Source organism: Streptomyces sp. NPDC054840 (assembly GCF_053611065.1).
Map to the genome: position 1 here is coordinate 1 of NZ_JBSGZP010000132.1, position 13,555 is coordinate 13,555.

The 13,555-nt window shown below is 71.4% G+C and carries 12 protein-coding genes; 4 read left to right on the top strand and 8 right to left on the bottom strand.

Features of this window, described 5'->3' with window-relative positions; all coding sequences use genetic code 11:
• Positions 1–185: helix-turn-helix domain-containing protein (locus ACWGIU_RS12635; RefSeq protein WP_453705058.1), on the bottom strand; the 185-nt coding region annotated here is incomplete at its 3' end.
• A gap of 39 nt (positions 186–224) precedes the next feature.
• On the bottom strand, positions 225–1,313 hold the full coding sequence (locus ACWGIU_RS12640) for a zinc-dependent alcohol dehydrogenase family protein (RefSeq protein ID WP_453705060.1): 1,089 nt from the start codon (positions 1,311–1,313) through the stop codon (positions 225–227).
• A gap of 326 nt (positions 1,314–1,639) precedes the next feature.
• Here ACWGIU_RS12640 and ACWGIU_RS12645 point away from each other — a divergent pair, with 326 nt between their 5' ends.
• The gene (locus ACWGIU_RS12645; protein WP_453705079.1) at positions 1,640–3,550 is read left to right on the top strand and encodes a potassium channel family protein; all 1,911 of its coding nucleotides are present in this window, start codon (positions 1,640–1,642) and stop codon (positions 3,548–3,550) included.
• A 90-nt stretch (positions 3,551–3,640) separates the two neighbouring features.
• Here ACWGIU_RS12645 and ACWGIU_RS12650 read toward each other — a convergent pair whose 3' ends face one another.
• Both ACWGIU_RS12650 and ACWGIU_RS12655 read right to left on the bottom strand, forming a co-directional pair.
• Positions 3,641–4,594: a sigma-70 family RNA polymerase sigma factor gene (locus tag ACWGIU_RS12650; RefSeq protein ID WP_453705062.1), complete on the bottom strand. Its 954-nt coding sequence runs from the start codon at positions 4,592–4,594 to the stop codon at positions 3,641–3,643.
• Positions 4,595–4,599: 5 nt separating this feature from the next.
• The gene (locus tag ACWGIU_RS12655; RefSeq protein ID WP_453705063.1) at positions 4,600–5,844 is read right to left on the bottom strand and encodes an NAD(P)/FAD-dependent oxidoreductase; all 1,245 of its coding nucleotides are present in this window, start codon (positions 5,842–5,844) and stop codon (positions 4,600–4,602) included.
• Positions 5,845–6,177: 333 nt separating this feature from the next.
• On the opposite strand from ACWGIU_RS12655, the gene ACWGIU_RS12660 reads away from it, so the two are divergent.
• Complete coding sequence (locus ACWGIU_RS12660) at positions 6,178–7,260, top strand: PucR family transcriptional regulator (protein WP_453705065.1); 1,083 nt, start codon at positions 6,178–6,180, stop codon at positions 7,258–7,260.
• Between the two features lie 65 nt (positions 7,261–7,325).
• On the opposite strand, the gene ACWGIU_RS12665 is transcribed toward ACWGIU_RS12660, so the two are convergent.
• The 4 genes from ACWGIU_RS12665 to ACWGIU_RS12680 all read right to left on the bottom strand — a co-directional run bounded on the left by ACWGIU_RS12665 (position 7,326) and on the right by ACWGIU_RS12680 (position 11,408).
• Entirely contained in the window at positions 7,326–8,624 is a 1,299-nt protein-coding gene (locus ACWGIU_RS12665) for an SLC13 family permease (RefSeq protein WP_453705067.1), read from the bottom strand.
• A complete protein-coding gene (locus tag ACWGIU_RS12670; protein ID WP_453705069.1) occupies positions 8,621–9,094 on the bottom strand; it encodes a CBS domain-containing protein in 474 nt (157 codons plus the stop codon). The genes ACWGIU_RS12665 and ACWGIU_RS12670 overlap by 4 nt, the downstream gene beginning before the upstream one ends.
• A 199-nt stretch (positions 9,095–9,293) precedes the next feature.
• Positions 9,294–9,884: a TetR/AcrR family transcriptional regulator gene (locus ACWGIU_RS12675; protein ID WP_453705071.1), complete on the bottom strand. Its 591-nt coding sequence runs from the start codon at positions 9,882–9,884 to the stop codon at positions 9,294–9,296.
• Between the two features lie 30 nt (positions 9,885–9,914).
• On the bottom strand, positions 9,915–11,408 hold the full coding sequence (locus tag ACWGIU_RS12680) for an FAD-dependent monooxygenase (RefSeq protein WP_453705073.1): 1,494 nt from the start codon (positions 11,406–11,408) through the stop codon (positions 9,915–9,917).
• 281 nt (positions 11,409–11,689) lie between these two features.
• Between ACWGIU_RS12680 and ACWGIU_RS12685 the strand changes: the two genes are divergently transcribed.
• Positions 11,690–12,292 carry a hypothetical protein gene (locus ACWGIU_RS12685; RefSeq protein WP_453705075.1) on the top strand — a complete coding sequence of 201 codons (603 nt, stop codon included), beginning with the start codon at positions 11,690–11,692 and terminating at the stop codon, positions 12,290–12,292.
• Positions 12,293–12,343: 51 nt separating this feature from the next.
• Positions 12,344–13,555, top strand: a 1,212-nt coding sequence (locus ACWGIU_RS12690) for a flotillin family protein (protein ID WP_453705077.1), incomplete at its 3' end; no start/stop codon positions are given.

The following is a 13,555-nucleotide window of genomic DNA, read 5'->3' on the forward strand; positions in this document are numbered from 1 at the left end:
GCCGTCTCCAGCCCATCGGCGAGGCGGAGCAGGGAGCCGATCGCAGGTGACGCGGCGCGTTCCTCCAGATAGGCGAGGTACGTGGCATCACTTCCACAGCGCTCGCCCAGCTCTTCCCGGCTGAGGCCGAGTTCCTCGCGGCGCGCGGCGATCCGGCGTCCCAGGTCGGTGCGTCCGGCAGGCATCCCCGTGGCGGCGGATCCCGGTGCTGGTGTTCAGGGCCATCACGCCCCGAGGGTTTCGTGCCGGGCCGCCGCGGCGACCACGTCGTGCTGGGGGCCGCCGAGTACGACCTTCAGGGCACCGGTCTCACCGGCGAGGGAGAAGACGTCGTACGCCTCTTCCATCCGTCCCACCTCGAAGCGGTGCGTCACGAGCTCACTGCCCGGCAGTCGGCCGGCCGCCATCATCCGGAGCAGCATGGGTGTGGAGGAGGTGTCGACCAGGCCCGTGGTGATGGTGACGTCCTTGATCCACAGGTCTTCGAGGTGCAGGGTGGCGGGCTTGCCGTGGACGCCGATGTTCGCGACCCGGCCGCCGGGGCGGACCATCCGGGTGCACATCTCGAAGGCCGCGGGGACGCCGACGGCCTCGATGACCACGTCGGCGCCGAGCCCGTCGGTCAGGTCGGCCACCAGTTCTTCCGGCTGCTCGGTCGCACCGGCGGTCGCGTCCGCGCCGAAGGCCCGGGCGGCTGCCAGCCGCGATTCGGCGAGGTCGACGGCGATGATCCGCCCGGGGCTGTACAGCCGGGCCGTGGCGATGGCCGCGAGGCCGATCGGACCCGCCCCGACCACCGCGACCGTGTCGCCCGGCCGCACCTTCCCGTTGAGGACGCCCACCTCGTACGAGGTGGGGAAGATGTCGGCCAGCAGCACCGCTTCGTGGCTCTCCACGGCACTGGGGAGCGGGTGGACGGAGAGGTCGGCGAAGGGCACCCGGACGTATTCGGCCTGCGTGCCGTCGATGGTGTGCCCGAGTACCCAGCCACCGCCGCCGCGGCACTGGCCGTAGCGGCTCTCGCGGCAGAAGCGGCAGCGGCCGCACGAGGAGATGCAGGAGACGAGGACCCTGTCTCCGGGGCGGACGGTGCGGACGTCGCCGCCGATCTCGACGACGGTTCCGACAGCCTCGTGCCCCAGGATCCGGCCCGGCGTCACCTCGGGGACATCGCCCTCGATGATGTGCAGATCGGTGCCGCAGATGGTCACGGCGTCGACCCGGACGATCACGTCGGCGGCGTCCTTGATCGCGGGGTCCGGGACGTCCTGCCAGGCGGTCTGTCCCGGGCCGTGGAAGACGAGTGCCTTCATGACTTTCGACCTGCTTCCTGTCGCTGGTCAGTGGGGAACACTGCCAGGCTGGCCCGATGTCCGTCCCGGGCGCATGGGCCGGTCGGTCCCCGTCCTGGGCCTGTCGGGCCCCTCGCCGAGCCATGCGCCGAAGGGGAGGGTGAAGACCGGTACCGCCGCGAAAGGAGGGCTGCCGCACATGGCCGGGCACCGATTCCCCGGATGGGCTCGCACCGCGTACCCGGAACGAGCGCGCGGCCGAGGCCGGTCCGGTTTCGTGGTCAGGGCATCCTTGGGCAGTGTCTTCGATATCAGTGCAGCCTCAACAGCCCGCCCCCGAGGGGCGGATGGTCGTATGCGGCGACGACGGGCTGGCCCATCGGCTGGCCTCCGAGTTGCGGGAGGTCTACAAGGAGCGGGTGACGCTCGTAGCGCCCGCCGCCCTGGATGCTCAGCCCGGCGTCCGCCGTGCTACCAGGGCACCGGGGCGCGGCCTGCTGGGGCGGGTCTCCCTGCCACGGGCACGGACCGCGGGCGGCGGGCCGCCGACCGAGCGGGAGCTGCGGATCCTGGACGCGTCGGAGCCGGACGAGGAGGTACTGGCCGCTGCCGGGGTGGCCGGGGCCGCCGCCCTGGCACTCGTCTACGAGGACGACGACACCAACGTCCGGGCCGCCCTGGTGGCACGCCGGCTCAACCCGAGGCTGCGGCTGGTGATCCGGCTCTACAACCGCAAGCTCGGCCAGCACCTGGAAGAGCTCCTGGACCAGGCCGCGATCGTGGCGGAGCCGGGTATCGACCTGCGGGAACTGGACTCCTCGACGACCGTGCTCTCGGACGCCGATACGGCCGCGCCCGCGCTGGCCGCCGGCGCCGTCGCGGGTACCAGCAAGGTGGTCCAGGCCGACGGCCTCCTGCTGCGCGCGGTGGAGCGTACGCCTGCGGGGAGAGGTGAGGTGGCCGACCCGGGCCTGTGCACCCTGGCGCTGCTGTCCGCGACGACCAGTGACCCGGCAGGCGCCGAGGGCGCGGAATCCAGCGGGGACCGCGGCCCGCGGCTGCTGCCGGACGACCGGGCCGTCGCCGCCGCGACGGGCCGAGGCATCCTGGCCCTCGAAACGGTCACGCACGCGGACCCGGCTCAGGGGAGGCAGCGACTGGGCGCCAGGGCGCTCCCGGTGGCCTCCTTGTTCTCCCGGAGGCTGCGCTGGTCCATGGCCGGGATGGTCGCCGCGGTGGCAGCCCTCGCTGTGGCCTCATGGGTGACGAACGGCGACCATCCCCTGCACGCCGCGTACATCACCCTGCTCGACATCTTCGCGATCAACGACCCTGCGGTCGGAGACCCAACCCAGCGGCAGGTCCTTCAGATCCTGGGCGGGTTCGTGGGCCTGCTGCTGCTTCCGGTGCTGGTGGCTGCCGCGCTGGAGGCGCTCGGGGCCTTCCGTACGGCGACAGTACTGCGCCGGCCCCCGCGCGGACTGTCGGGTCACGTGGTCCTGCTGGGGCTCGGCAAGATCGGCACACGGGTGCTGGCCCGGCTGCGGGAACTGGAGATCCCGGTCGTGTGCGTGGAATCCGACCCGCAGGCACGCGGTCTCCCGCTGGCCCGCAGCCTGCGCGTCCCCGTGATCATCGGCGACGTGACCGACGAGGGCGTACTGGAGTCGGCCCGCGTCCACCGAGCCCACTCGCTCCTCGCCCTGACCAGCTCGGACACCACCAACCTCGAGGCCGCCCTGTACGCCCGCAGCGTCAAGCCGAATCTGCGGGCCGTACTGCGCCTGTACGAGGACGACTTCGCCACCGCCGTCTACCGCACCCTGCGGGCCGCGCATCCCGCCGCCCTGACCCGCAGCCGCAGCGTGACGCATCTCGCCGCTCCCGCCTTCGCCGGGGCGATGATGGGCCGACAGATCCTCGGTGCCATTCCGGTCGAACGGCGGGTCCTGCTCTTCGCCGCCGTGGACGTGGCCGGCCATCCCTACCTGGAGGGCCGCACCGTCGCGGAGTCGTTCCGCCCGGGCGCCTGGCGGGTCCTCGCCCTCGACACCGCCTCCCCCGAGGACCGCCGGCCCGACCTCGCCTCCGCCCCCGCAGAAGGGGGCTCGCGCCAGTCAGGGCTGGTCTGGGACCTGCACCCGGGGTACGTGCTCAAACCGGAGGACCGCGTCGTCCTGGCCGCCACTCGCCGCGGACTGGCCGAACTCCTCGGACGCGGCGCGTCCATCCTCCCTCCACCCGATGGCCGGGACTGAGACCACCTCGTCGTGGTGAACGCGGGGGGCGAGCCGACGAGGGCCTGTGCGTCCGCCCCGGCTCGCTGCCGACCCGCGGTCGGCGTGGGGTCACCACCGGGCGACGAGCGGCGTGGCCGGTTCGTGCTGTCTCCAGGCTTCGGCGATACGGACGAGGCGGGCGGGGGCGGCGATGCCGCGCACGGTTGCGATCTTGTCTTCGGTGACGTCGAACGTCACGGCGCCCATGACCTTGTCGTCGAGGACGAAGAGGAGGGCAGGGGCGCCGTTGACGACCGCGTAGTGGATGGCGGGTGCGCCGCCGGCGAGTCGCCGCTTCGCGGGCGTGGGCTTGAAGCCGCCCCGCATGACGGCGGCGACGCGCTGCGGAGTGTCGTACCGCAGCAGCTTCTCGGCCAGGCCGGCGCCGTCGGAGACCGCGATCACGTCGTCGGTGAGCAGCGCCACCAGCCGTTCGGTGCGGCCGGAGGTGGCGGCGTCGAGGAATTCCTCGACGATCCTGCGGGCGGACGCCGGGTCGACTTCGCCGCCGCGGCGGCGCGCGGCGGTGATGCGGTTCCGCGCGCGGTGCAGGTGCTGCTGGCTCGCGGACTCTGTGATGTCGAGGATCTCTGCGATCTCGGCGTGGCTGTAAGCGAACGCTTCGCGCAGGATGTAGACGGCCCGCTCGACGGGCGACAGGCGCTCCATGACGGTCAGCATGGCCAGGGAGACCGATTCGCGCTGCTCGAAGGTGTCGGCCGGGCCGAGCATCGGGTCGCCGTCGAGGAGCGGCTCGGGCAGCCAGGCACCGACGGTGCGTTCGCGGCGGGTCTGTGCCGAGCGGAGCCGGTCGAGGCACAGGTTCGTGACGACTTTCGCCAGCCACGCTTCCGGGACCTCGATCTGCTGCCGGTCGGCGGCCTGCCAGTGCAGGAACGCATCCTGCACTGCGTCCTGGGCCTCGGTGGCGGAGCCCAGCAGCCGGTACGCCAGCGAGGCCAGCCGGTTCCGGCAGGCCTCGAACCGACCGGTGTCGAAGCGGTCGAAAGCGGTGCTGTCCACGTGCGTCACCCTAGGCGGCTGCGCGACCGCGTTGCCGGCGGGGGCGTCCGGCGCGCGTACGGGGCCGTGGTCCCGGCGGACGCCTGCGCCGCGGCGACCAGGTGGCGCCGGCGCTTGGGTATGCAGAAGGTCGGGTGCGAGTTGGTCCACAGCGAGACCTTGAGGATGCCCGCCTTGATACGCGCCGCCTTCCGGCCGCCCATGTACTTCGCCTTGGGCTGTCCTTCGCGGTCGACCATCTGCAGGATCCCGTCCTGCCGCCCGAGGCTGATGTGGTTGCCCGGGTAGTCCAGCTTGACGTGTCCGATCTGCCGGCCGGTCAGGCTTCCCACGATGGCCTTCATGGCCTGCATGCCGGTGTAGCCGGCCGTAGCGCAGGACATCGGCAGCGGCCGGCCGTTGTCGCCGATGGCGTAGACGCTGTCGCCGGCGGCGTAGATGTTCGGGTGCGAGACCGATCGCATGGTGCGGTCGACGACGATCCGGCCGTTCTGGGTGACCTCCAGCCCGGCTGCGGCGGCGATCGGGTTGACCGCGAACCCGGCCGTCCACACGGTTGCGTCGGACGCCAGGGCGGTGCCGTCGGCGCACCGCACGCCGGTCGCTTCGACGGCTTCGACGCTGGTGTGCTCCACGACGGTGATGCCCAGCCGGCCGCAGGCCCGGCGCAGGTGGCCGCGGGCTCCGGCGGAGAGCTGGGCGCCCAGCTCTCCGCGGGCGACCAGCGTCACCGACAGGCCGGGCCGGGATTCGGCGATCTCGGTGGCGGTCTCGATGCCGGTCAGCCCGTCGCCGACGACCAGCACGATCCCGCCCTCCCGCAGGGCGTCCAGGCGCTCGCGCAGGCGCAGGGCCGAGGGCCGGGCGGCGACGTCGAAGGCGTGCTCGGCCACTCCCGCGACGCTCCGGTCGTCACCGTGGCTGCCGAGCGCGTAGAGAAGCGTGTCGTAGCCGAGCTCCTCGGCGCCCCCGTCGGCGTCGGTCACGGTGACGACCTGCTGCTCGGGGTCCAGGGTGGTGACACGGGCCAGGCGCAGCCTTGTCCCCGTGCCGGCGAAGATGTCGGCGAGCTTCTGGGTTTCGATTTCCTGGCCGGCCGCGACCTGGTGCAGCCGCAGCCGCTCGACGAAGTCCGGTACGGCGTTGACCACGGTGATCTCGGTGTCCGCCGGGGACAGTCTGCGGGCCAGGTTGCCGGCCACGTAGGACCCGGCATAGCCGGCACCGAGGACGACGATGCGGTGCTTCATCTGATGCTCCTGTCGGTTGGCTGCGCTCTCGGCGACTTGAGCGGGACAGCCACCCGTTTCCTGACAGGAACCACATGTGAGATAGGTCACACAAGGACGGGAGCCGCCCATACGGCCATCCTCGGTTGTGTGTGACCCACCACCGCCCGGACACCGCTCCCCATTTCCGTGGTTCGGCATCCGGGCTGTGGTGCGTTCCCCCGTGGCCCGATCATGCCATTCTCCCCGTCCGGCACACACTGCCGGTGACCGGCAGTCTTTACGTCCCCTTGATGCCGGGGACGGCGACGTCCGTGCCACATGGCACTCTGGTGCCCGCGTCAAGGAAGCGTCATGGCGCGTCAGGACTGGGGGAAGTGCGTGACGGACCGAACGGCATCGCCTGATCATCTGGCGGGCTACGCCGACATCGTCGCCGCCGCCTGCGCGACGGGCCGCCGCCTGAACCGCGACGAGCTGGACTCCCGCCGCGCGGAGGGGGAGCGCGCCGCGGAGGCAGGGCTCCCGTTGCGCGCCCTGATACGGGATCACCTCGCGGCGGCCCAGACCGTACTGCCCTCGTCCACGTCGTCCGGTCCGCTGTTGGCAGTCGTCGAACAGGCCGTGGACGCCTTCGTCGAGGGGTACGAACGGGCCCAGCAGCAGGCGGTCCGTCAGGAGGAGGCCGCGCGCCGCGAGTTCGTCGACGACCTGCTGTACGGCGGAAGCGATCTCGGCCGGCTCGCCGAGCGTGCCGAACGCTTCGGCCTGCGCCTGTCGCAAGCACACGCCGTGGCCGTGGCGGCCGGACCCGAACCGTACGGCGACGGCTTCCGGGTCGCCCGGGGCATCGAGACGGCGGTCCTGGCCCGCTTCCCCGGACGGCAGATCCTGCTGACCACGAAGGAGGGCCGACTGATCTGCGTGGCGCCCGGGGACCAGCCCGACGTCCTGGCGTTCTTCGCCAAGCAGGCGTACGCGGCCACCGACGGCGGCAAGGTCGCCATCGGCCGCTCCCACCCCGGCGCCGGCGGGGTCGTCCACTCCTACGAGGAAGCTCTCGGCGCCCTGGACCTCGCCGAGCGCATGGGTTTCGACGGGCCCGTACTGCACGCCGTCGACCTGCTCGTCTACCCGGTCCTGACCCGCGACCGGCAGGCCATGGCCGACCTGGTGGAGAGCACTCTCGGCCCTCTGCGCTCGGCGCGCGGCGGCGCCCGGCCCCTCATCGACACGCTGACCGCCTATTTCGACAGCAGCTGTGTGGCGACCGAGGCCGCCCGCCGCCTGTCGCTGAGCGTGCGGGCCTTCACCTACCGGCTGGAGCGCATCCACTCCCTCACCGCAGCCGACCCGGCCGATCCGCTGAACCGCTACACCTTGCAGACCGCGGTGATCGGCGCCCGCCTTCTCGGCTGGCCCGGAGATGACGCCTGAACCAGGCCGTCTCTTCCGGATCCTGCCGGGCCCGAGCTCACCCGACAAGATCCGGAGGAGAGGGCCTAGCCGAGGGCGAAGTAGCGCAGCCAGAGGTAGAGGGCGGACATGGCGACGGTGACGACGGTGACGACGAGGCCGTACTTGGTGAACTCCCAGAAGCTGATGGGGTGACGGTTGCGTTCGGCGATACCGAGGACGACGACGTTGGCGGAGGCGCCGATGGCGGTGGCGTTGCCGCCGAGGTCGGCGCCCAGGGCGAGGGCCCACCACATGACGTGGTCGGGGTCGCCGCCCATGTCGGTGACCAGTTCGCTGGTGATGGGGGCCATCGTGGCCACGTAGGGAATGTTGTCGACGACCCCGGAGAGCGCCGCCGAGCCGCCCAGCAGGAGCATTGAGCCGCCGAGTTCGTCCCCTCCGATCGCGTCCGCGAGCGAGCCGGCGAGCCCTCCGATGACACCGGTCTCGATGAGGGCGCCGACCATGACGAACAGGCCCGCGAAGAAGGCGAGGGTGGGCCACTCCACCTCTCCGAGGACCTCTCCGGTCTCCACCTTCGAGATCGCGATGAGCAGGCCCGCGCCCAGGAGGGCGACCACGCTCGGCTCGTAGTGGAGGACCGGGTGCAGGACGAAGCCGGCGACGACCAGCGCGAGTACGCCCAGTCCTTGTACCAGGAGCCGGGGTTGGGTGATCGCCTCCCGCTCGCGCAGCTCCATGATCTCCGCGGCCCGCTTCTCGTCGTAGACGAAGTGCTCGGCGAACATGACTCGGCAGAGCAGGACGAGGACCGCCACCAGCACGACGCACAACGGGGCGAGGTGGACCAGGAAGTCGTTGAAGGTGAGCCCTGCCCGGCTGGCGATGATGATGTTCGGCGGATCGCCGACGAGCGTGGCCGTGCCGCCGATGTTCGAGGCGAGCACCTCCGCGATCAGGAAGGGTACGGGGGAGAGCCGCAGCCGGTCGCAGACCAGCAGTGTCACCGGTGCGACGAGCAGCACGGTGGTGACGTTGTCGAGCAGGGCCGAGGCCATCGCCGTGATGACGACCAGCATGGCCATGACCCGGAACGGCCTCGCTCGGGCCTTCTTCACCGACCAGATCGCCAGATACTCGAAGAGACCGGTCCGTCTCAGCACGCCGACGATCATCATCATGCCCATGAGCAGGAAGATGACGTTCCAGTCGATACCCGTCTCGTCGGAGTGGAACGCTGCGCCGTCGTCGGTGGCGCCGATCGCCAGCATCAGCCCGGCTCCGCCCAGGGCCGCGGCGACGCGGTGCACTTTCTCGCTGATGATCAGGGCGTAGGCGCCGACGAAGACGGCAACGGCGGCCCAGCTCTGCCAGTCGCTCACGCCTGGCCGCCCGCCGCGAGGTAGTGCCGCATCAGGGCCGCGGCCGTCACGACCCCGACGAGCCGGACCTGAACCGCCCCACCGCCGTGCTCGACGACGGCGACGAGCGGGACGTGCGTGCGGGCCATGACTGCGGCGATCTGGAGCACTCCCGCGTCCGGGCCGACGTAGGGAGGCTTGAAGGTCCGGCGCGGGAGCCACTCCGAGACCGTCAGGCCCGCCAGTTCCTCGGCGAGGTCGTCCGCGTGCCGGTCGTCGATCACGGCGGCGAGCAGCGGGTCCTCCAGCACGTACTCGGGCACCAACTGCCCCACCAGCTGGGATCCGGGCACGACGGCATACGGAAGGCCGTCGGTGTCGAGCACCAGCAGGGCCGGCAGGTTCCGCTCGGCCAGCAACCTCACCGCGTCGACCGCGGGATCGTCGGTGGTCACGTGGGGGTACGGCTCGGCGAGATCACGGGCTGGCATGGTGCTTCTCCTGATCGGGTGTGTCGCGCGGAACCGGGACGCGGATCCGGTCCCGGCAGCAAAGTAACCCCTGGGTGCCTACCCGGCTCCGGCATTCACGACGTCGTACCCGATGGCCATGGCCAGGTGCGCGGCCAGAGAGGCGCTCATGGACGGAAACCGGCGTAGCGCGGGCTTGTCGGCCGTTTCCCGGCGTCCGCTACGCCGGACGCAGGGCGCGGAAGGCCTCGTCGACCAAGGACGGCAGGTCACCGGCACCCTCGCTCTCCACCCAGGCCCCGAGCGCGCTGGTGACGGCGGCCAGGCCCGCCGCCGCGATCACGCGGGTGGCCAGTTCGCTCTCCGCCGGGTTGCGTGAGCGCAGGGCTCCGGCCAGCAGCAGCTGGGTGGCGTACTGGTTGTCCCAGGTGCGTGCGCGCAGGGCCGGCGTCTCGAAGACCAGGCGGGTGCGGGCGAGGAGGGCCTCGCGGTCGCTCCCGTAGACGGCCGCCAGGCCGTGCACCAGGGCATTGCGGAGCGCGGTGAGGCTGTCCTCGCTCTCCGGCCGCTCCTCGATGAGGCGGACGATCAGCGGATCGTAGTCGTCGTTCTCGACGACGGCTTCCTTCGTCGGGAAGTGCCGGAAGAAGGTCATGTGGGAGACCCCGGCCGCGGCGGCGATCTCCTCGACGGTGGTGTTCTGGTACCCCTGGGCCAGGAAGAGGCGCAGCGCCTGTTCCTGGATCGTCCGGCGCGTGAGGGCCTTCTTGCGCGCGCGCAGTCCGGGGGGCGGTGCGGGGTGGGACGTCATGGATCTGCGGCCTCCGGGCGCCTGTCGTGGTCACTGCCTGCCGTCCACGAGTATGCGCGTGAGTGCCTTGCCGAGGGCTGAGGGGGAAGCTCCCTGCCAGGCGAGATGGCCGTCGGGCCGTACCAGGGCTGCCTTGCCCCGGTGAGCGCCGGGCACCTGCAGGACGGCGACGGATCCTGCTCCGAGGTGGCGGTCTGCGACACCTACCCACTCCCCCATTGCCCCACCGCTCGGAGTCAGCAGGCCCCAGCGGGCGGGCAGTTCTCCGTAGAGCCGGGTGGGCGCGCCGTCCGCACGAGTGCAGGTGAGGTCCGGGACGCGGTCTCCCGGGCGCAGGCCGCGGCTGTACGGTGCTCCGCCGCCGAGCGGACCGGTCCGGTAGGTGAGGGTCAGCTGGGAGGACTTCTCCCAGAGCAGCCGCTGCACGAGGGGCCGGCCGAGCAGCGGCACGAAGGCGTGGTCGCGCAGCGTCCTCGCCCACCAGGTCCGCCCCAGCATCATGGCGGTCATGGCGCTGGTGGACTTCAGCACCTCGGCAGCCACCGGCCGGCGCTCCGCCTCGTAGGTGTCGAGCAGGCCCTCGCCGGCGCGGCCGGTCGCGACCAGGGCGAGCTTCCATGCCAGGTTCTCGGCGTCACCGAGGCCCGTGTTCATCCCTTGCCCGCCGAAGGGGCTGTGGATGTGCGCAGCGTCGCCCGCGAGCAGCATCCGTCCCTGCCGGTAGGCGGAGGCCAGACGACGGTGGATCGCGAAGGTGGACGTCCAGTGGGCGTGGCGGACTGCCGAGGAGGGGAGGCCGGCCTCCTGGGCGAGCAGGGCGCACAGGATGGCCAGTGGATCGTCGACGGCTCCGTCGGGTGCGGGCGCCATCAGCCGCCACAGGTCCTCGCCGGGGAGGGGGAAGGCTCCGAGCATGCGGTCGCCGCGCAGCCAGACCGCCACCGTGTCCCGGGGTACGGGCAGCCGGGCCGTCACGTCTGCCAGGAGGAATCGCTCGACCACGGGCACCCCCGGGAACGCGATTCCGGCGGTCTTGCGGACACGGCTGTGCGCGCCGTCGCAGCCCACCAGCCAGTCGGCGTGGATCTCCTGGTCCGCGAGTCGGAGCGACACCCGTTCACCCTCCTGGCTCGCGTCGAGGAGCTCACTGCCCCATTCGGCGTGGACGCCGAGGGCGGCGAGGCGTGCGCGGAGCCGGGCCTCGACGTCGGACTGCGACATGAGCAGGCCGGGCCGCGTCACCAGCTTCGTCGGCTGCCCCACGCGGAGCCGCGCGAGCGGTTTGCCGTCGACGTGCGCGAGGACCTGCCCGATCCGAACCGACTGCTCGGGGAGATCCGCGAGGGCCCCGAGGCGGTCGAGCACCTCGGCTCCGCGCGGCTGCAGGCCCAGGGCCCGTGAGGTCGCGGCGGGTCCGGGGGCCTTGTCCAGCAGCCGCACGGAGACTCCCGCGACCCGGAGCCCTGCCGCCGCCGCGAGTCCGGTCGGCCCGGCCCCGACCACGACGACTGTGGGAGCGTTCATCCCGTCACCCCTCGTTCCGTTAGTGACTAACTTTAGTTATAAGCTAACTCCACTTGCTCTCCGCGTACAGCCACGCGAGCACCCCACGTCCGAGGAGATCCCCTCGGCATCAAGGAGGCGCAAAGACTGCCGGGCAACGGCAATGCGAACGCCCCCGCAGGACCGGCAGGATCGGGCAGGGGGAATCCGGAGGAACGGCCGAGGTGCCGGGGTCCGGAAGCGGAACGTATCCACGCGCCGCCGCCCCCGCGCCGCAGGCACCTACCACGGGAGGGGACAGGATGAGCGAGTTCACCGCCGCCGCGCTCGGCTTCCCCACCGGCATCTTCACGATCGCCCTGGCCGTGGTTTTCGTCTTCTGGCTGCTCGTGCTGTGCGGCGGTGTCGAACACGACGCGCTGGACTCGGCCGTCGGAGCCTCGGCACTCGGGGCGCCCGGTGTCCCTCTGACCGTCCCGGCCTCACTGTTCGTCGCGGTGGCCTGGTTCGCCGGTCTCGCCGGCACCGTCCTGCTCGACCGCCTCGGTGTCGGCGGCGGCAGCGCCCTCGTCCTGCCGGCCGTGTCACTCCTCGTGGCCCGCTCCGTCACCGGCGCCCTCGCCCGCCCGCTGCACCTGCTGTTCCAACCCGACGATCCGCAGCCGTCCCGGCAGGACTTCATCGGCCGCGTCGCGACGATCCGAACCGGCCGCGTGGACGCACGGTTCGGGCAGGCCGAGGTGACGGCGCAGGACGGCTCGACCGCCGTGGTCCAGGTCCGCCAGTCCGGCTCCGACCCCATGCCGCTGGGCAGCTCGGGGCTGCTCTACGCGTACGACGAACCCGGCGAGTTCTTCTGGGTCGCTCCGTACGACAGCGCTCTCGACCCGCGCACCGTCGGCTGAGCCCCGCCGCCGCCACGTTCCTCATCTCACCTTCTTCGCAAGGACTTCACCATGGATGCCATATCCCTGGGCCTCGGCGTGCTCGTCGCCGTCGTCCTGCTCATCGCCCTGGCCCTGCTCCTCATCGTCAGCCGCCTGTTCCGCAAGGTGGAACAGGGCAAGGCGCTGATCGTCTCGAAGATGCGGAAGGTCGACGTGACCTTCACCGGGCAGGTCGTCCTGCCCGTCCTGCACAAGGCCGAGGTCATGGACATCTCGGTGAAGACCATCGACATCACCCGCACCGGCCGCGACGGCCTGATCTGCCAGGACAACATCCGCGCGGACATCCGCATCTCCTTCTTCGTCCGGGTCAACAAGACCGTCGAGGACGTCATCAAGGTCGCCCAGGCCATCGGCACCCAGCGGGCGAGCGACAAGGACACGCTCCAGGAGCTGTTCAACGCGAAGTTCTCCGAGGCGCTGAAGACCGTCGGCAAGCAGCTCGACTTCGCCGACCTCTACACCAAGCGCGACGAGTTCCGCGACCGGATCATCGCCGTCATAGGGACCGACCTCAACGGTTACAGCCTGGAGGACGCGGCGATCGACTACCTGGAGCAGACGCCGCTGAGCCAGCTCGACAGCGCGAACATCCTCGACGCCCAGGGCATCCGGAAGATCACCGAGCTGACCGCCATCGAGCACGTGCGGACGAACGAGTTCCAGCGCACGGAGGAGAAGGAGATCACCCGGCAGAACGTCGATGCCCGCGAGGCGATCCTGGAGCTGGAGCGCCGCCAGGCGGACGCCGAGATCAGGCAGCGGCGCGAGATCGAGACCGTTCGGGCCAAGGAGGAGGCGGAGACCGCCAAGGTCGTCGAGGAGGAGCGGCTGCGCGCCCAGAGTGCCTTCCTTCGGACGGAGGAGCAGCTCGGCGTCCAGCGCGAGAACCAGGCGCGTGAGGTGGCGGTCGCCGCGAAGAACCGCGAGCGGGTCATCGCGGTGGAGAGCGAGCGCATCGAGAAGGACCGGCAGCTGGAGGTCATCGCTCGTGAGCGGGAGACGCAGCTGACGCGGATCGCCGCCGACAAGGAGGTCGAGACCGAGAAGCGGGATATCGCCGAGGTGGTGCGCGAGCGGGTCGCGGTGGACCGTACGGTCGCGGAGCAGGAGGAGTCGATCAAGAAGCTGCGTGTCGTGGAGGAGGCCGAACGCCACCGCCGGACGGTTGTCATCGCCGCCGAGGCGCAGGCCCAGGAGCGCCTGGTCAAGGACATCAAG